This window comes from Streptomyces sp. NPDC006326 (genome assembly GCF_040612915.1).
Taxonomy (GTDB): Bacteria; Actinomycetota; Actinomycetes; order Streptomycetales; family Streptomycetaceae; genus Streptomyces.
The window spans coordinates 150,277-168,687 of sequence record NZ_JBEXRC010000003.1 but is presented as its reverse complement, the minus strand read 5'-3'; the positions used below and the strand labels follow the sequence as shown (position 1 = coordinate 168,687).

General features: G+C 70.0%; 16 protein-coding genes. 11 read left to right on the top strand and 5 right to left on the bottom strand.

Features of this window, described 5'->3' with window-relative positions:
- Positions 1 to 200 precede the first annotated feature (200 nt).
- Complete coding sequence (locus tag ABZ128_RS03960) at positions 201 to 356, top strand: hypothetical protein (RefSeq protein ID WP_356845889.1); 156 nt, start codon at positions 201 to 203, stop codon at positions 354 to 356.
- Between the two features lie 28 nt (positions 357 to 384).
- On the opposite strand, the gene ABZ128_RS03955 is transcribed toward ABZ128_RS03960, so the two are convergent.
- Positions 385 to 2,112 (bottom strand): hypothetical protein, encoded by a 1,728-nt coding sequence (locus ABZ128_RS03955; protein ID WP_356845888.1) that lies wholly within the window; start codon positions 2,110 to 2,112, stop codon positions 385 to 387.
- A 398-nt stretch (positions 2,113 to 2,510) separates the two neighbouring features.
- Here ABZ128_RS03955 and ABZ128_RS03950 point away from each other — a divergent pair, with 398 nt between their 5' ends.
- A complete protein-coding gene (locus ABZ128_RS03950) occupies positions 2,511 to 2,774 on the top strand; it encodes a hypothetical protein (protein ID WP_356845887.1) in 264 nt (87 codons plus the stop codon).
- 128 nt (positions 2,775 to 2,902) lie between these two features.
- On the opposite strand, the gene ABZ128_RS03945 is transcribed toward ABZ128_RS03950, so the two are convergent.
- From ABZ128_RS03945 to ABZ128_RS03930, 4 genes are all read right to left on the bottom strand, one after another.
- Entirely contained in the window at positions 2,903 to 3,751 is an 849-nt protein-coding gene (locus ABZ128_RS03945) for a DUF1932 domain-containing protein (protein WP_356845886.1), read from the bottom strand.
- The gene (locus ABZ128_RS03940) at positions 3,748 to 5,112 is read right to left on the bottom strand and encodes a hypothetical protein (protein WP_356845885.1); all 1,365 of its coding nucleotides are present in this window, start codon (positions 5,110 to 5,112) and stop codon (positions 3,748 to 3,750) included. The genes ABZ128_RS03945 and ABZ128_RS03940 overlap by 4 nt, the downstream gene beginning before the upstream one ends.
- 368 nt (positions 5,113 to 5,480) lie before the next feature.
- A complete protein-coding gene (locus ABZ128_RS03935) occupies positions 5,481 to 5,969 on the bottom strand; it encodes a TrmO family methyltransferase (RefSeq protein WP_356845884.1) in 489 nt (162 codons plus the stop codon).
- Positions 5,970 to 6,041: 72 nt separating this feature from the next.
- Positions 6,042 to 7,445: a Tat pathway signal protein gene (locus ABZ128_RS03930; protein ID WP_356845883.1), complete on the bottom strand. Its 1,404-nt coding sequence runs from the start codon at positions 7,443 to 7,445 to the stop codon at positions 6,042 to 6,044.
- 213 nt (positions 7,446 to 7,658) lie between these two features.
- Between ABZ128_RS03930 and ABZ128_RS03925 the strand changes: the two genes are divergently transcribed.
- The 9 genes from ABZ128_RS03925 (at position 7,659) to fxlM (ending at position 18,338) form a co-directional block, all read left to right on the top strand.
- The gene (locus ABZ128_RS03925; protein ID WP_356845882.1) at positions 7,659 to 9,104 is read left to right on the top strand and encodes an SAM-dependent methyltransferase; all 1,446 of its coding nucleotides are present in this window, start codon (positions 7,659 to 7,661) and stop codon (positions 9,102 to 9,104) included.
- Complete coding sequence (locus ABZ128_RS03920) at positions 9,101 to 9,697, top strand: hypothetical protein (protein ID WP_356845881.1); 597 nt, start codon at positions 9,101 to 9,103, stop codon at positions 9,695 to 9,697. The genes ABZ128_RS03925 and ABZ128_RS03920 overlap by 4 nt, the downstream gene beginning before the upstream one ends.
- 66 nt (positions 9,698 to 9,763) lie before the next feature.
- Positions 9,764 to 10,015 (top strand): hypothetical protein, encoded by a 252-nt coding sequence (locus ABZ128_RS03915; RefSeq protein WP_356845880.1) that lies wholly within the window; start codon positions 9,764 to 9,766, stop codon positions 10,013 to 10,015.
- A gap of 175 nt (positions 10,016 to 10,190) precedes the next feature.
- Positions 10,191 to 10,655: a hypothetical protein gene (locus tag ABZ128_RS03910; protein ID WP_356845879.1), complete on the top strand. Its 465-nt coding sequence runs from the start codon at positions 10,191 to 10,193 to the stop codon at positions 10,653 to 10,655.
- A complete protein-coding gene (locus ABZ128_RS03905; RefSeq protein ID WP_356845878.1) occupies positions 10,652 to 11,140 on the top strand; it encodes a GntR family transcriptional regulator in 489 nt (162 codons plus the stop codon). Before ABZ128_RS03910 ends, ABZ128_RS03905 begins: the two co-directional genes overlap by 4 nt.
- Before the next feature lie 496 nt (positions 11,141 to 11,636).
- Positions 11,637 to 11,786, top strand: a complete 150-nt coding sequence (locus tag ABZ128_RS03900; protein WP_356845978.1) for an FxLD family lanthipeptide — start codon at positions 11,637 to 11,639, stop codon at positions 11,784 to 11,786.
- Between the two features lie 171 nt (positions 11,787 to 11,957).
- A complete protein-coding gene (locus tag ABZ128_RS03895; protein ID WP_356845877.1) occupies positions 11,958 to 14,942 on the top strand; it encodes a lantibiotic dehydratase in 2,985 nt (994 codons plus the stop codon).
- Positions 14,939 to 16,210, top strand: a complete 1,272-nt coding sequence (locus tag ABZ128_RS03890; RefSeq protein WP_356845977.1) for a lanthionine synthetase C family protein — start codon at positions 14,939 to 14,941, stop codon at positions 16,208 to 16,210. Before ABZ128_RS03895 ends, ABZ128_RS03890 begins: the two co-directional genes overlap by 4 nt.
- A gap of 58 nt (positions 16,211 to 16,268) precedes the next feature.
- Complete coding sequence (fxlM, locus tag ABZ128_RS03885) at positions 16,269 to 18,338, top strand: methyltransferase, FxLD system (protein ID WP_356845876.1); 2,070 nt, start codon at positions 16,269 to 16,271, stop codon at positions 18,336 to 18,338.
- Positions 18,339 to 18,411: the final 73 nt, after the last annotated feature.

Here is an 18,411-nt window from a genome sequence, read left to right as displayed (position 1 = left end):
CGCACGAGATCGTCCGCTGTGCCCGGCTCCCACTCCTTGACCTGGGTTTCTTCCACGTTCTGGAAGTTACACCGAGATGGGGTGCAGTCTCCGGGCCGGCTCTGCCTTTGCCCCGACAGGGTGATGGGCGTCAGACACGAGCCCTTGCGCAGCCAGCCGGACGGTACCGAGCGCAACGGCAAGACCCCTTGGAGGAATCCATGACTCGACGCAAGCGGCACCGCACACACACCCGCCCGGCTCGGCCCGCACGGCGGCAGCAAGGCAACCTGGTAGACAGGGTGCTCGGCGCGTTCGTGACCGGTGTGGTGGCAGTGATCGTCAAGGAAGCAGCCAGCCTTCTTCATCGCGGCTGAGGGAGCTAGCGGGGCTGGACGCCGCCGGCTAGCTGGTTGGCCGACGGGCTCGCCCTTCTGCTCTGCTGGTCGAGCCGGTCGATGCCGCGCGGAGAAAAACCAGCGCGGCCAACAGGACCATCGCGGTCTGGTGGCGCGGGGGAAGCGACTCCCACAGATCGTGCGCGATGGTGTTCCGGACGTTCGGCCCCGCAGCCGGTTCGACGAGCACCAGCAGGAAGCTCCTCGCCCATGCGCTTCCGGCCAGATCCGGCCTATCGGCCAGGGAGCGCAGGAGCCCCCCAAGCAGGCCGACGCCCCCGGTCGATTCGCCCTTGGCCAGGTGGATCACGGGAATGTGCTGCTCGAGGTAGCGGCGAAGAATGCCCTCGACCAGGGGGACAGCGACGAACACCGCGATCTCGTCGTACTCCCAGTACAGCCGAAAGGCGCGGGCCAGCAGTCTGGCGCGCTCGGCAGGAAGAACGACCGGATGGTTGAGCGCCGTTGTCATCTCCCGGACACTCGGCTCGAAGCGCTCCCACAGGATGTCCAGCTGGTAGCTGATCAAGACGCCGGTCAGTTCGAGGCCTATAACCCGCTGGTCCTGCCCCGGGACCTCCTGCTGTCCCACGTCGTGGACGAGCACAGGGCCGGCCGTGTTAATGCGGTTCGTGTCGAGGCGGAGGAATGAGGGCTGCAGCCCCTCTTCGCCGCTCTCGTCCGTCGATTCGGGCTGCGGAGGTACCGGGTGGCCGACGATGCGCCGCAGCGCGTCCTCCAGGTCCTTGGCCTCGCCGATGTAGGCACTGGCGGCGTCGAAGAGTTCCTCCGGCATGCTGACGTCGAAGCGAATCTTCTGGAGTTCCAGGTCCTCACGGGTTAGCGCCTGCTGCTTCATGCGGATGTCCGTGTGCAGGTCGCTGAGGCCCTTGTCACGGGCATGCACGGCGGCATCGGTGAGCATCATCAACTTGGCTACACCGGTCAGCCCCTCGGCCGCGTCGGTGTAGGTGGCGGCGATGGCTCTGTTGATTCGCTCGACACGCCCGGGGTCGCTCTTGGTCACCACCGCGAGGTTACGCAGAAAGGAGACCCGGACGTGTGGGTCGCGCCGGTAATGCTCGGCTGCCCGCTCCGCGACAGGCAGGGCGTGGGCATGCCACTTGGACCTCGCCACGAGCGGGTCGAGCAGGATCCCCACGACGCCTGGGCGCTCGTCGCCCTTGTCCATCTCCGCGTTGGCCCGGCAGACCATGGTCGCGACGATGTCTGCGGCGGGCAGGTTCGCCGAGAGGGCGAGCTTGAACGCGCGCACGAGCGACTTCGCCGCGTACAGGTTGCCGCCCGACACCTGGGGCGCTGCCTCGAACCAGTCCGCCGACTCGACGTACGAATCCACTGCCGCGCGAAGATGCTTGATCTTGGGACGGCCGGCGCTGACGGCGTGCAGAAGGTCGTGAAGATGGCCACGAACGCCCGGGTGGTCTGCCTCTGCGGCGTACTCAGCCCAGATTTCCACCGCCCGCCCGCTGATCTCCGACAGATCACGGGGCCACGGCTGCGACCCGGCCCCTACATACGCCCCAACGAAGGTGTCGTCGGGGCTCAGGTAGAACAGGAACCCAGCCCGGAGCGTTTCGACGTGCTCCTCGTCGAGTTCGCCGCCGGTGCCCCTCGTCGCGGCACCCAGCCGGTCGGAGATGTCGGAGTAGAAAACGAAACCCTGGGACGCCGCGTTAAGAGCGTCCAGCGCGGCACTGTCGATCACGATCACGACTCCCTCTTCTCCGAGAGGCTCCTCAAACGCCGTCCGGACAGAGGCGGAAGCGGCGGACGCCCGCGCTGCGGTCCAGCTGACACCGGGCACAGGGTAGTGGCCGAAGTCTCGGCACCTGGTTGCATTTTCGTAGATGGCCCGCTATTTGACAGATTGCCAGAGACGTGCGGCCCTCCTGCTAAGGGGAGACCCGCAGGGCGCTACAGCGGGTCACCCAACCTGGGCCGTAAGACCGCGGCCTGGCGCGAACGATGCCCAGCTGGGGAGAGACAATGGCTCAGCCGACAGCAGCAGTGGTCGCGGTATCCGAGATGGCGGTGGTCCGGGCATTGGAACTGGCAGGCAACCGCCTGATGGGCCGGAACGGCCGGGGCGACCGAGGCACCCTACAGCGCATGGCCCCCTGGGACCGGCACTCATTCTTCCGTGTAACCGGGGAGGAGGCGGACAAAGTGCTCGCCGGTGTCTGGGAGGCTCCCGCCGCGCGAGGGGTGCCGGAGGAGCTGCTGCGGGTACTGGACACCTACGTCCGGCTGCTCCTGGCTTCCGGCCACTCCTTGCACCGCTCCGACCTGATGCAGACGCTGTCGCGGATGCACCAGCAGGTCCTCCTGCCCTGGGAGGCAGACGAGGCTTCCGCATCGCCTGTCACTCCGTGACCGGCCACGAACCGTCCGCGAGTGCGATGGTCCTTCCATCGGCCGTCCCTGCATAGATCCAAGGGGGCTCCAGTGGCACCTCGGGCAAGAGCCCGAGCAGGCGGGCCGCGCTCACGTGCGCCATGTTGTCAGGAGGACGCCGTACCCCTGCCTCGCAGGTGGGCAAGGGCAGTTGCGACGGAGAGGTCGTAGCGGTCCTTGTCCTGCTCCCACCGAGCCAGAACGGCGACAGTGGCGTCCGCAATTTCCGTTGGCAGGTCAGCCGCTCGGAGGGTTTCGGCGATGTCCTCCATTTCCGGTGCCCACCGCCAGGCCCGTGCAGCGACGCTGGGCAGGTAGTCCGGATCCGAGAGGATATTCGAAGCCATGGTTTCCGCCTCGGCGGTCAGCTCGGCTCCCACCCCGTGCGTGGCGGCAAGAGCATGTGCGACGCCGGCGAGGGTGCGAGCGGCCTTCTGATAGCTGGCGAACGCCATCTTCAGTGCAGAAGCGGAGCCGATGTCCCCGCTCACGCGCCGCGGCTCAAGGTGGGTGTCCTTGAAGAGTCCTTCAACGACACCGACGGCCTGCTCGTCGCCGGCGAGGTAAAGGCGCGCCGTCCGCTGCCCGCCCGGCGGTGGGCCGAAGATCGCGCCGTCGAGGGTGACCGACCCCGGGCAGACCACGCCCGCGATGTGCTTCATGCGCTGTGGATTGATCGCGTTGGCGTCCACGTACACCCCGGAGAAGTCGTGGCCGGCGACCTCCATAGCCACGTCCTCGGCTGCCTGGGGCGGGCACACGGAGAGGACCACGGAGCTGCGGTCAAGCGCTACAGCCAGGCTGTCCACTGCGAGTGCTCCAGCCTTCGAAGCCCGTTCACGTGTCGCGGGGCTTCGCCCGTCGGGCACCCAGAGCACCTCGTGACCTGCTGCCACGGCTTGGGCGGCGACGGCAGCGCCCATGGAGCCTGGGTGCAAGACGGTCACGGTGGTCACGGGCTGCCTCCTGGTGGAAGTTCGGCAATGGGCCGTTCTCTGAGGGCAATGATCGACTCCCGTAGGCCGATCGCAACAGGGGCCCCAGCAGCAGGGTGTTCCGCCAGTTGACGGCTGAAGTGACCGATCCGTCGGTCCACGCTCTCCGTTCGACGGCGGGCGTTGGTCTCAAGGACCGTGTGAACCTGTTGCGCAGCCCCTTCGATGTCTCCCCGTCCGAGACGGGCCATGGCGAGGTCCATCCGGGCCAAGGACATCTCACCGAGCCGCTGTCGAGCGGGCGGGGCCGACTGGAAGATCGCCACGGCCTCGTCAGCACGAGACTCCGCGTCCGCCAGATTGCGGCGGCCGGACAGCCAGAGGTGGGTGCTGCTGGCGTAGAAGAGCTGTTTCTCCACGGGGAACGCCATCATGCCGCCGGGCAGATCCCCGTCGGCCGCGAGTCCTTCGCGAAGACGCTCCGCGCCGGCCAATGCGGCAAGCGCCTCCTCGGCTCGGCCCAACTGGCCGTAGGACCGCGCCTTGATGCTCTCCAGCCGGATGATCGCGGTACCGGAGTCTCGTGCGTACGCAGCCCCCAGGTCCGCCAGTCGGACAGCATCCGCCGGTCGGCCGTCCCAGTAGGAGATCAGGGCCTGGAGCCCGCGTACCCACACTCGAAGGCCGTTGTGGCCAGCCAGCTCGCCGAGGAGGAAGGCGGTGCGTGCCTGGGTGTCGGCGGCGTCGTAGCGGCCGAGGTCGAAGCTGGCGTTCGCGAGCACTCCGCACAGGATGCCGGCGCAGACGTAGAGGTCGCGGGTGTACCGAGGCGGCTGGCGGCCTTCCAGGAGTTCGAACGCTTGGTCGCGCAACGAGCGGACTTCTCGAAACAGGGGGCCGACGGGTCGATTGGGGTACGTATCGACTATCCGCCGGATATCGGCTTCCAACTGTTCCATCGTGTGTGGTCCCACATTGCTGCCCTCTGCGCGGGCCGCGAACCGTGCTGACTCGCTGGCGGCGGCGGTCACGACGTCTTCACAGCCGTTCTCGAACGCCTCCCCTGAAGTGCGCCCCTCCGCCCTCGGAGCGGGCGGCGAGACCAGGTCGGAGGACGCTGCTTCCATGAGACGGGCTGCCGGGATACCCGGGAACATGAACTCCAGGACCCGGCGGGCGACCGTCTGAGGGGTGCGCACGTTGCCCCTCACCCATCTGTGGAACTGCCTCTTCTCGACGGTGGCGGTCCCGATCGAGGGGTCGCCCTCGGCATCGGCAAGCTGCTTTGCCGCCTGCTCGTACCGCTTCTTGAAGACCTGGTACTCCTGCCAGCCCCGCTGATTGATGAGGGTCTGGAAGAGCGTCGGTCCTAACGGGCCCATGACCGCTCCCTCGTTTCGGCGCCTTTTCGACCACCACGCTAGATCTCAACGACCCCGGGCAGTGGATCACTTCGTCAGAAAGAGCAATGCAGAGGCGAACTGACACAGGTTGGGCGCGAAAAGACCGCGTTTGGCTCTGGTTAGGACCTCGCTCAGGCAGCCCCAAGACGGAACACTCCGACTTCGTCCGCCTCCCCGGGCAATAGATCTGCTCCCCGCTCTCCGCCTTGCGGTCGGCATCAGCAGCGTTGCTCGGAGGCTTCCTGACCGTCGACTCTCCGAGGCTGAGATTGCGCACGCGCCCGAGCGGTAACCGAGGATGTCCGCCTGACGAGGCGGACGTGTCTCCGCCACCCAGGGGCGAGGTCTTACTCGGGTCGGTTGGCCGCGGGGTCCCAGTAGTTCGCCAGCATCGCCGCCGGCCAGGCCGGAGCGGTGACCGGGCCGCGGGGGCCCATCTCCGCGAAGTATGGGGCCAGGTCGTAGATCGGAGTCCCGGCCACGGCGTCGAGGTCGGTGACGTGGAGGTCCCGGCCTTCCACCTTGAGCAGGCGGGGGAAGGACGTTGCCATGCGGTTGGGACGTCGGTGGTTTCGGTGCACGAAGGTGCCGGTGGGCTCCCATGTCGGGTCGTTGCGAGGACTACGGGCTCCGAGGTGAAGGTCGGCGTCGGAACCCAGGTGGAAGTGCCAGGTCACGATCAGGTGGGAGAACTCGTCGAGTCCGCGCAGGGTGTCCAGTGGGAAGTCCTGGCGCATGCGGATGATCGATTCGACTCCGCCCTGGTAGTCGTCGGCCGGCGTCTGGTGGCCGCCGACGACGTGGGCGATGGCCTCGATCGTGATCGGGTCGTTCACGCATTCCTCCCCTGGGACTACCGGACCAGCCAGACTATTGGCTCGGGTTGGTCCGGTGGTGTGACGGCGCGGTCAGCGTACCCGGCTGATCACGGTACGGGCGCGGTCGTCCAGGCGGGTCAGCACGGTGCCGCCGCGGCCTCGGTACGGGGACAGGGCGCGGCGCATCTGGACGACGGTGTCCAGGGCGCGTCCGGACTGGACTCCCTGCATGGCATCGAGGGCTTGGGTCCAGGTCGCGCAGGCCACGTCGAGTGCGCCCCGCTGTATCTGGACCGCGCCCAGGAGCCCGAGGGTGACGGCGTGTGTCCGGGCGAAGGCCGTGGTCCGGCGAGTACGGACACTGCGCTGGAACTCCCTTTCGGCTCCTTGGAGATCACCAAGCGCGTGCAGGGTGCGGGCTGTCTCGTGCGCGAGGGATGCCTCGGAGAAGAAGAAGACGCGGGCGGGCTCGTCGTCACCGGCCTGGGCGCTGCGCAGGTCGTCCTCAGCGCGCAGCAGGGCCGTGATCGCCTCCTGCCTCCTGCCGCTGGCAGCCAGCGTGCGGGCGTGGACAACGCCGAGAAGGGAGCGTTCACGGGGGCTGGCGTTGGCGTAGCGCCGCTGGGAGACGGAGGTCTCGGCCAGTTGGAGGGCTTGCGCGGGGTGGCCGAGGTCGAGGGTCTGGTGGGCCTGGGCTCGGAGGATGTGCCCGGCCAGCGGAGCGTCGTCGGCCTCGGCGGACAGCCGCAGGGCGAGGCCGAGCCACCTTTGTGCCAGCACCTGCTCGGAGGCATCGAACGCTGTCCAGCCTGCCAGGTAGGCCAGTTCGCCGGCGGCCGAGAACATCTCTCTCCGGACGTGCTCGTCCGGGAACCGGCTACCGAGGTAGGCGGCAACATCGGTGCGGAGGTAGGCCACCAAAGCGGACCGTCCGTCTCCGCCACCACGTCGCTGCTCCCTCTGCGACAACAACTGGGTCATCTCCCGTACGGCTGCCACGTCTTCCGCACCGGTCATCCGGCCGGCGGGAGGCTCCCTTCTGCGCGCGGCGGTCAGAGAGTCCTCCCACCAACCGGAGGACGGCAGGCTCATGCCCGCGAGCGAGAATGCCGCGTGCTTGAGGGCGAGACGGCGCTCCAGGTCCAAGTCGGTCCCCCCGAGATCCACGAGCTGGGCGATGGTGTCGCCGCCGTGAGGCTGCATCGAATCCGCCTGCTTGTCCGGGTCGTTGAGCCCGATGTCGGCAGGCGTGACGATGCGGTTCAGCCCCTTGCTGATCAGTCCTCGCGACAGCGTCTCGCACAAGATACGGGTCGCCGTCGGCCCTGGATGCGCGCCTCGAATCCACTGGTTGATGTGGGAGCGCGTGATGGATTGCAGCTCCGTGGCTCCGACCTCGGAGGCAACACGCACCAGGTGCGCTGCTGCGGCGACCTGGGACCAGCCGATTTCCTGGAGTACACCCTCCAGGCGCGTGTTCCGTTCGCGCGGCACAAAGCACTCCTGTCCACGAAACGATCATTACCCGCGTTACCCGACCCGGCCCACGCCCCGGGATGTCCACACGGGGTGAAACGCGGTTCGCTGAGCGTAACGGTAGCCCCAAGGGCCACTCCCACGGCCGCACTTCGGCCATCGAATGCTTCAGCCACAGGCTCCCCCGGACGGCGTCCAGACGTCGCCGGATTGGAACGAGGTGAGGTGACCATGTCCCCACGGATCACGCGAGGCGACCTGCTTCGAGCGTTGGCTTCCCCCGCCGCCGTCTCGACGTGCACGGCCCTGCCCAGCCGCCCGGAGTCCGTCAGGCAGACCCGCCGCTTCGTCTCGGACCAAATGGACAAGTGGGGCTGCGAGTCCTTGACCGACCCCGTCGTGAGGATCTGCAGCGAGTTGGCCGCCAACGCCGTGACCCATGCCGAGCCGGACGCGGCGGGCCAGGGCGAGTTCCTGGTTTCCTTGACGCTCGTTGCCGGCGAGGCGCTGATCGCCCAGGTTGAAGATTCCGATCCGTGCCCGCCCCGCCCCAAGGTCAGCCGGCCGCAGGACCTTGCGGAGAGCGGGCGCGGTCTGTCCATCGTCACCGAACTCTCCGACTACTGGAACGCGTCCCCCCGGTCCGACGGTCACGGCAAGACCGTCAGCGCCTACCTGCGCCACTGCCCTGGGGCCCTCGACTCCGGAACAACGCCGGTAGCCGGCGGGACCCGGCGGCAGCCTCCAGACCTGGAGGGTGCGCGCCCGGAGGCGGCTGATGAAGGCGTGGTCCCGGCAGCGGCAGCCGGTGGTATGGAGCGCCGCCTCGACCTTTCCAGGCCCACGGTGGCGCGCGTGTGCGACTACCTCTCCGGCGGCACGGACAACTACCCGGCGGACCGGGCCCTGGGACGGCAACTGCTGACGGTGGCACCGTGGCTGGATCGTGCAGCTGCCGCCGCCCGCGCCCGCGCACTGGACGCCGTCCGGCATCTGGCCGCTAAGGGGATCGCGCAGTTCCTGGACCTCGGCTGCGGGCTGCCCCGGCGCCGCGGCCACAACGTCCACGAGGTGGCGCAGGACATCCAGCCCGAGGCCAGCGTCGTCTACGTGGATGGCGACCCGCTGGTGCAGGCCCACGTCCGGATGGTGTTCGAGGAGACGCCGCGGGAGATGGGCCTGCACGCCGACATCACCTTCACCGAGGAGATGCTCGCCCAACCGGTCATCGCACGCCTCGACCGCGGAAGGCCGATGGCGGTCCTGCTGCACGAGGTCCTGCCGTGGATCGGTGACGTCGAAGCCAGGCGCCTGCTTTCCGTGCTGCTGTCCTGGCTCCCCGCCGGAAGCGTCCTGTCCGTCGTCCACGCAGCGGCCGATGGTCACCCCGAGCCGGCCCCGGACCTCGTCAGGCTGTACCGGGAGGCTGGCATCCTCTACCGTCCGCGGACCTTGGAGCAGCTGCTGGCGCTCGCCGACGGCTGGGCTTTGGAGGCGCCGGGCGTCGAGGCCCTTCCTCTGAGAGGTCTCCGCATCGCCGACGGCCGCGAGCCGCAGTACGGGTCGTACGCGTTCACCGCCCACACACCCAAAGCGACGGAAAACGGGATGGACCCGGCCCCTCCCGCCCACACGCCGGACACCGCCGACGACTCGTACCGGGAGACGGTCCGGTGACAGCCCCCTACAGCGTGCGGGCCCTCGCCGGCCCCGACTACCCACAGGCAGGCGTCCTGCTTTCCCGACGGTGGGCCCACGAAGCCAAGCGCGGGCGACCCGTCGACCAGTCCCGCGACGCCGCCGTGATCCGGCCCCTGCGAACTGGCGACCACAGCCACGAGCTCCACGGCCTGTTCGACGACGGGCAACTTGTCGCGATGTGGAGGCTGGACTCCAACGGTCCGGGCCCGGGCTGGAGCACACCCGAGCGCGCCGAGAGCAGCATTCGCGTGCTGCTGGTCTTCACCGACCCCGGCCACCGGAGCGTGGGGCGCCTGGTCTCGCTGTGGCTCGCCGACCACTTCGCCCGCGCCTCCCGGCCACCGGTTTGGCTGCGCTGCAGCACGCCCAACGCCCGGCTGGCGGCCCACGTTGCCGCAACGTGGGGGTGGGAGGAGGTCCGCCAGACAGGCAGCTTCCACCTGCTCCAGCTGCCGCCAGGCATCAAACCGCAGCTCAATCTCCTGATCACCGAACAGGAAGCCGGCGCATCCGCCGGTGGCAGCACTCGCCGGCCCGCACTCGCCAGGACCGATCACTCATGGTGCTGACCGACGACGATGACGTCTTCTGGACTGGGAAATGAGAACTGCGGGCCGGACTCGGTACCCAACTCCTTGGTCAGCCGCACGGCACGCAATGCGCCGCCGGGTGACGTGTGGGAGGCGTCCCCTCGCGAGATCCGGATCGGCGACTGGCTCGTGATCGACGGCACGGCGTACGCGATCACGAACATGTTCTCCCCCAGCTTCGACGCCTCAGTGAAGACCGTGATCCTCTGCGGCCACGCCCCCGTGGTGGTCAAGACCCGGCACGAGATCGTGCGCCCTTACGCGGCCACGCAGCGGGCCCTACGCCGCCCCTGGTAGCCGGCCCACTCGGCCGACCGGCGCCAGCACCCGACATCCGTTCCCTGCCCGAGGAGACTTCGTGGGTCCGTCGCTCCCAGCCCCCGTCCAACACGCCTGCTTACCCACTGCGGCTTCGCGGCCGTGGAGCGGTGGCCACGCCGCCGTCACCCACACGCCGACCGAGGCGGAGCCCGTGACCTGGCGCCTGCTGCGCGCGCTCGCGCTCTCCCGGCACGAGGACGTCACCAGCGAAGACAGCAGCCTCTGGGCTGACCTCAATCGTGTCGTCGACGATGCTGTGGACGCGCCCGACGTCCGTCCGCTGACCGCCCGCCTGGCCTCCTACCTCACGTCGCTGACGGACCACACCTCCCGCCACGTGCAGACCGGTCTCACCGAGAAAACGCGGTCCCAGGCGGACGGCCTCCTGCACGAGGTTCGCGACCGACTGCGCCGCGACTCCCAGGACATCGGCCTTCTCCGCCGACTCGCCTCGATGACGGAGGCGGTCGCGGATGAGGTATTGGACCAGGCTTCGACCGGCGCGCCTTCGCTGCTGGACGCAGCGACAGGACCCGTGCACTCCTCCGCGGGCACCGCGTGGTCCGGGCACTGCTTCCCCGCCAGCGCTGCCATGTACCCGGCGGCCTCCGCGTGACCGCCCGCGGCTCCGTCGCCACCCAACCGGTGAGCATGCGGGCCCTGGACCGGGCCTGCGTCATCGTGCACCAGCACGTGATCACGATGTACCCGCCCGGCACCTCCCTTCCGCCCATCAAGCACCTTGCCCTGCTCTTGAGGCTGCCGGTGAAGCACGTGCACCTGGCAATCCTGCGCCTGGACACCTTGGGCGAGATCGTGCTGCACACCGGGGGTGCGCCGGTCCGACTCGGCAGGTGCGAACCACACCCCCGCGACCGCGGCCTGCACGGTGCCGTCCGCGACCGGATCCGCGCCGGCCACTACCGGCCGGGGACTGCACTGCCGACCGGTCTGCTGGGCGAGGAGTTCGGCCTGCTCCCTCACCACGTCCAGCGTGCGTTGCGGTTCCTCACGGCGGAGAAGACCCTGCGCTTCGACGCGGACGGGGCCTACGGCCCGGGCCACTACGTCCCTGCCGGGCTCATGGGGGCAGTCTCGTGAATGTCACGCTGCTACCTGCCGCCGCGCAGCACCAGGGCGAGCACGGCCGCCGCGATGCGGCGCCCGCCCTGGCCCAAGCTCGGGTCGGCGTCCCAGGGAAAACGCCGCCGACCACGGTGGGAGAGCTGCGGTGAGGCCCGAGCAGCGCCGCGCGCTCGTGCCGCTGCAACGGCTTGCCGCCATGCCGGTGGCAGGGTCGATGGCAGGCAGGCTGGCTGAGGCTTATCTCCGGCGGCGCACCATCCGGCAGATGCTCGCTCGGGCCCGGCTTCGTGAAGACCTCGCCGGTGTCGAGCCCTCGCCGCGCTGCTCGGCACCGCCCAGAGACAAGGGCTGATCCCTACCGCCGCCCTCGCGGCCCACGACTCCCCTCTTCGGCGCATCCGGAGGGGGAGGCCAGGGAGCACGCCGTCAGGCACGCGCCCCTGGTCCGCAACACACCAGACAGACCGAACCAGCAGAAGGAGTTGCAATGGCCACCAATCCCAACCCGGGCATGACCCAGGCTCAGCCCAAGGCCACGCCCCAGGACGCGTTCCACCTGGACGTGGAGCTGACCGAGGTCGGCGACGCGGGCGCCCTGAAGACCCTGACCGACGACAACTGCGGCTCGACCTGCGGCGCCTGCACCACCGGCGTCCACTGACCCGCTCGCCCCACCCTGACCGGTGCCCGCCCCGCCACGCCCAGCGCGGCGGGGCGGCACTGGGCTCGTCCGTTCCTTTCACCCTTCACGGAGGTTCAGGTGGCAAGCCCCGCGTTTCAGTCCGGTCGCACGGCACTCGTGCGCGCGGTGACGTCCCCCACTCCTCCGCTGGTGCCCTGGCCCGACCTGACCGACCGGTCCCCCGGGGACTTCACCGGGCAGCTTCCCTGGCTGCGTGCGATCCGCGCCACGGCTACCGGTGAGGCGTTGTGGCACGCCAGCCCGGCCCTGGGCAGTGAGGTCGATGGCCTCCTGGCCGCCGAGCGGCCCCGGCCCCGCGATGTTCGTCGGGCTGCGCTCTCGGTGGCCCGGTACGTGCTGCGAGCACACGGCCGCCCCACGCCCTTCGGATACTTCGCCGGCGTCACCACCGCCGGTTTCGGCGCCTCCGCCCATGTCGGCTGGGGACGCGGGCATCTGCCGGTGGCCCGAGCGTCCGCGGAATGGATGGCGAAGGTCATCGCCCGGCTGGAGGCCGACGTCGAGCTGCTGGAGCGGATTCCGGTGGTCGCCAGCACCATCCTCACCGAACGCGGCGATCGTCTCGTCGTCCCTTACCGGGCCGACACCGAAGCCGCCCGCCGGCGCGCGGTCGAGGCCTCAATACGGATGACCGGCGCCGTGGCTGCCGTCCTGACCTCCGCCCGGGCGCCAATCCCGGTCGCAGATGTCGTCGCGAAGGTCTTGGCCGAGTTCCCCTCGGCGGGGAAGCCCACCGTGAACGGGTTCGTGCGGGAGCTGATGGAGGTCGGCGTCCTGGTCAGCGCCTTGCACGCCCCGAGCACGGAGACCGATGCGCTCGGCTACCTCCTGGCCCAGCTCGACGCCATCGGCGCCGACGAGGTCGTCGGGGTGTCGGAGATCCTCGCCGGTCTGCGGGCCGCCCACGCTGAACTGCAGCACACCGACGGACACGAGATTGCCCGTGCCCAGATGCGTGCCATGGCCCCCCGTCTGCGTCGGGACCCGCTGGCCGTGGACGTGCGCCTGGCCGGGTCCGTCGTATTGCCGGATGAGGTCGCACGAGAAGCCGAGCACGCCGCCCTCCTGCTGGCCCGTGTCAGCCCGGCGCCGTTCGGGACGGCGGCCTGGAAGGCGTTCCACATGCGGTTCTACGAGCGATTCGGGATCGGCTCCATGGTCCCGGTGCTCGACGTGGTCGCCGACAGCGGCATCGGCTACCCCGACGGATATGCGGGCGCCGGCCCTGCAGGCCCCAAACCTCGGTTGACGGACCGCGATCAGGTCCTGCTGCAGCTGGCGCAGCAGGCTGCCCTCGACACCAGCCGCGAGGTCGTCCTCGACGAGGCCACCATCGAAGCCCTGACCGTGGGCAGCGAACCGGTACGGCTCCCGCCCCACCTTGAGCTCGGGTTCCGGCTCCATGCGTCCGACACCAGGACGCTGGACCGAGGGCGCTTCCGCCTGGAAGTGGTCAGCGTCTCCCGGGGCGCCGGGGTCGGAACCGGCCGATTCCTCCCTGTGCTCGGCTCCCGGCAGCGGCAGGCATTGATCGACGACCTCAGCGAGCTTCCGGCTGCCGACCCGGACACGATCGCCGTCCAGCTGTCGTTCCCTCCGCTACTGCCGGAGAGCGCGCACGTCACCCGGACACCGCGCGTGCTGCCGACCTTGATCAGCCTCGCCGAGCACCGGGCCCCTGGTGAGGACGTGCTGACCGTCGACGACCTGGCGGTGGGCTGTGACGGGCGCCGGATGTACCTCGCTGCCCCCGGTCGCGGGCAGCGCGTGGAGGCGGTGGGGATGCACGCCCTGAACCTGGACACGCACACCCCGCCCCTGGCCAGGTTCCTCACTGAACTGAGCCGCGCCCAGTGCGCGCAGGTCACCACGTTCGACTGGGGAGCCGCCTCCCACCTGCCCTACCTTCCGCGCCTGCGCTGCGGTCGCATCATCCTGGCGCCGGCGCGCTGGCGGCTGAACGCCGCAGAACTGCCTGCAGCTGACCGGCCGTGGGAGGAATGGGACGCGGCGTTCGGCACCTGGCGCGACGCCCGCAAGCTCCCCCTGGCGGTGCACGTCGGGGAGGGCGACCGACTGCTGCCCCTCGACCTCACCGTCCCCGCCCACAGGGCGCTGCTGCGCGAGGAACTGGACCGGGCCGGTGCGATCACGGTCGCCGAAGCGCTGGCTGCGGCCGATCTGGGATGGTGCGGCGGCCGAGCCCACGAGATCGTCGTGCCTCTCAAGGCCAGCCGTCCACCGTCCTGGCCTCGTCTGCCCCAGCCCACCTCCGCTCGTACGGTTCGAAGCGACACGGTCCACACCCCGGCCGTCTCGCCTGTCCTGCTGGCCAGCGTGTACGGGGAGATCCGCCGCCAGGACGTCCTGCTTGGGGAGCACCTTCCGGGCCTACTGGACCGGCTCTGCGGGCGGCCCTGGTGGTTCGTACGGTTCCGCGACCCCGACCAGCACCTTCGGCTTCGGTTCGCCCTGCCTACCCCGGAAGCCTTCACCGATACGGCGAGCACGGTGAGTGCGTGGGCTGACGAACTCCGCTGCGCTGGGCTGGTGTCGGATCTGCGCTACGCCACTTCCTATCCGGAGATGGGCAGGTGGGGCGCGGGGGCAGCCTGGGCTGCGGCCGAGGAAGTCTTCCGAGCCGACTCCCGTGCAGTCCTCGCGCAGCTCACCTGCGCGGGCCGGCCGTCGCGGCGGGCACTGGTCGCCGCGCACAGCGTGGCCATCGCCGCCGCCTATCTCGGCAGTACGCCGAAGGCGATGGCGTGGCTGATCGACCACGTCCCGCCTGCGCCCCCGGCACGAGTGGCTCGGCCGGAGTTCACCGAAGGCGTCGCGCTCGCCAACCCCGACGATGACTGGGCAGCCCTGCGCTCTGTCACCGGCGGCGAGACGATCCTGAACGCCTGGAGCGACCGCAGCGGGGCACTGGCGGGGTACCGGCGCCACTTCCCTGGCCCGGATACCCAGGGCATCGATGCAGACGCCGTGCTGACCTCCCTGCTCCACGTCCATTTCGTCCGCGCCGTCGCCGTCGACTTCGCCGAAGAAGCGGTCTGCCTCTACCTCGCGCGAGCCGCCGCCCTCGCCTGGACCGCCCGGAGGTCCCGCTGATGTCCCACGCCGCCCTCGGCCTTACCCGGGAGATCGCCGACCGGCTCGCCGAACCGGCGGCCGTACTCGACGCGCAGGTCGTCTCCGAGTGGCGTCGGCAGTCGCTCGGCCATGGCGCTCCGGGTATCGCTTTGCTGCACATCGAGCTCGCCGCCGCCGGCCTCGCGCCGTGGGACCGCGCGCACTCCTGGCTCTCCGTCGTGGCCGGACAGCCGCTGACGAGCGGGGCCGACAGCCATGCCTTCTACGGTGCACCCGCCTTTGCCCACGCCCTCGCGTGTGCGGCCGAACGCCTTCCCGGGGCGTACGCAGCCGCACTCGATGCCCTGGATCGACAAGTGGCCAGCGACGCACGCCGCCGCCTGGCCGCTGCTGAGCAGCGCATCGAAGCCGAAGAACTCCCGGCGCTCGCGGAGTTCGACGCGATCCGCGGTCTCACCGGGTACGGCGCCTACCTCCTTCGCCGACGCCCCGACAGCGACATCGTCCGCGCCATCCTCGATTACCTGGTCCAGCTCACCCTGCCGCTCACCCATAGGGGTGAGACGGTGCCCGGATGGTGGACGGCGTCCGGACCCTCTGGACGCCCCGACGACCGCTACCCGGACGGGCACGCCAACACCGGGTTGGCCCACGGCATCGGAGGGGTCCTCGCCCTCCTTGCACTCACCGCACTCCGCGGGACTACGGCCTCAGGTCACTGGGAAGCCATCGCCAGCATCCTCCACTGGCTGGACCGCTGGGAAGCCGACAGCGGCCGGGGGCCGGCCTGGCCGTACTGGGTGACCCTGCCCGCCCTCCGCACCGGCCACCTGTCCATGGGGCCGCAGCGGCCGTCCTGGTGCTACGGCACCGCCGGGCTCGCCCGCGCGCAGCAGCTCGCCGCCATCGCCCTCGGGGACCGGAGACGCCAGCTCGCCGCCGAGCACGGTCTTCTGGCAGCGCTAACCGACCCCCAGCAGCTCCGCGAGACCACCGACAACGGTCTGTGCCACGGCTTCGCCGGCCTCGCCCACATCGCTTCCCGGGCAGCCTCGGACGCCCTGGCCCCTACCGCCGGTCAACTCCGGGCAGTGCTCCCCGCGCTGCTGTCCGCAGTGCACCCCCCTGGCAGCGACCCGGCCGGCGCTGCAGCCGGGCTCATCCAGACGCAGGAACCCGACCCCGGGCTCCTCGACGGCGCCGCGGGAATCGCCTTGGCCCTCCTGGCGCCCGCCACCGGCATACCGCCCCGCACGTCCTGGGACGCCTGCCTGCTCATCGCGTGATCGGCGCGCGCACACACAACTCCACCACCGTCGACCACCTACTTGAAGGACCTCACTGATGCAGGGCACCTGGCACCAGATCAACGTCACCTTCCGGGACCGCACCGCTGCACAGCAGGTGATTCCCCAGAGGCTCGGCCCCGCTCTGCTCAAGGCCGAGGACCGGGGGGAGATTTCCGCCTGGTGGTTCATGAACAAGCAGCCGTGGAAGCTGCGCGTGCGCACCACCGGCGACGAGACCCCCACCCTGTGGGCCGCCCTCAGCGGACTCGTCCAAGACGACCAGGTCCGGCAGTGGATTCCCGCCATCTACGAGCCGGAGACCCTGGCCTTCGGCGGGCCCGAGGCCATGGAGGCGGCCCACGAACTCTTCCACGCGGACAGCCGTCACCTACTGACCTACCCCGTCCAGGCAGGGCACCTCGGCCGTCGCGAGACCGCCGTCCTCCTCGTCAGCGCGATGATGCGCGCTGCCGGTCTCGACTGGTACGAGCAGGGAGACGTCTGGGACAAGGTCGCCGCCGAACGCCCCACCCCGCCGATCCTCGCCTCCGAGCTGGACGCGGCCATGCACTCCCTGCTGACCGTCGACGCCCGCACCCTGTGCCGGGAGGACGGCCCCCTCCACGGCCACGCCGACTGGGTCCGCGCCTTCGTACGGGCCGGGACCGCATTCGCCGTCCTCAACTACGAAGGCCGCCTGCGTCGAGGGCTGAGAGCCGTCCTCGCCCACCACCTGATCTTCCACTTCAACCGGGCCGGCCTCCCCCTGGAGGACCAAAGCGCCCTGTCCAACCTCGCCCGAAAGGCCATCATGGGAACGAGTGACACCCCCGCAACCACCCCCGGCGGCACCCCGGCCGCCGATAGCGTCGGATCGGTGAACACCGACACGCTCACCACCCCAGATCCGACCGCGGAACAGCTCCGCAACGCCCTCGTCGACCAGATCCGCCAGGAGGGCCACGCCGCCAATCCGGCCGCCGAGGCCGCGCTGCGCACCGTGCCACGGCACCTGTTTGTGCCTGACGCCTCGCTTCAGGACGCCTACGCCAACCAGCCGGTCCACGTGAAGTACGACACCGACGGCACGTCCATCTCCTGCGCCTCCCAGCCCGCCGTGGTCGCCCTCATGCTCGACCAGCTCGACGCCCAGCCCGGCGAGCGCATCCTCGAACTCGGCGCCGGCACCGGGTACAACGCCGCCCTCATCGCTCACGTCGTCGGCGAGACCGGTCACGTCACCACCATCGACGTGGACGACGACCTCGTCGACGGCGCCCGCGCGCACCTGGCCGCCGCCGGGTACACGAACGTCGTCGCCCTGACTCGCGACGGAGCCGTCGGCTACGCCGACGGGGCGCCGTACGACCGGATCATCGCCACCGTCGGCGCCCACGGCATCCCGCACGCCTGGCTCGACCAGCTCGCCCCGGCCGGACGGCTCGTCGTTCCCCAGCGCATCAAGGGCAGCGTCTCCCGCTCCATCGTCTACGAACGCCGAGGCGACCGGTGGGTCTCCCTCGGCAGCGAGATGAATACCTTCATGCCCCTGCGCCGCGGCATCGCGGACGACGACCGGCGGATCATCCCCCTGGTCACGGACGGGACCGTACGCCTGCAGGCGCCGGCCGGAACACCCCTCGATGACGAGGCGCTGGGCCGCGTGCTCGAAGAACCGCGGGTCGAGGAGTGGACCGGGATGACGGTCCGCGCCATGGAATCGCCCGAGTGGATGGAGCTCTTCGTCAGCTGCTCCTTCGACTCGGGCCTGGTCAGGATGCTGTTTCCGGCCGCGGCGAAGGGCACCACCCTTACCGAGGACCCCTACCCCTCCTCCACCGCGGTCATCGACAAGGGCGCCCTGACCTACCTTGCCCGGCGCCTCTCGGACCAGACCACCCCCGAGGGCGGCAAGCTGTGGGAGTTCGGCGTCATCGGCCACGGCCCCGGCAGCGACGAGCTCGCCGCCGAGGTCGCTGAGACCATCCGGGCCTGGGACCGGAACTACCGCGGCCGGGAAGCCAGCTTCGAGCTCCAGTCCCTGCAAGCGCCGGTTCCCGCGGAGCGTCCCGGCCAGTCCACCGTCGACACGCCCCTGAACCGGATCGTCATCGACTTCAACTGACCTTGCCTCCCTGACCGTGTGGTGCCCGTTGCCCCCATGCCCCTCAGCGGCGGGCACCACACGTCGGGCCGAC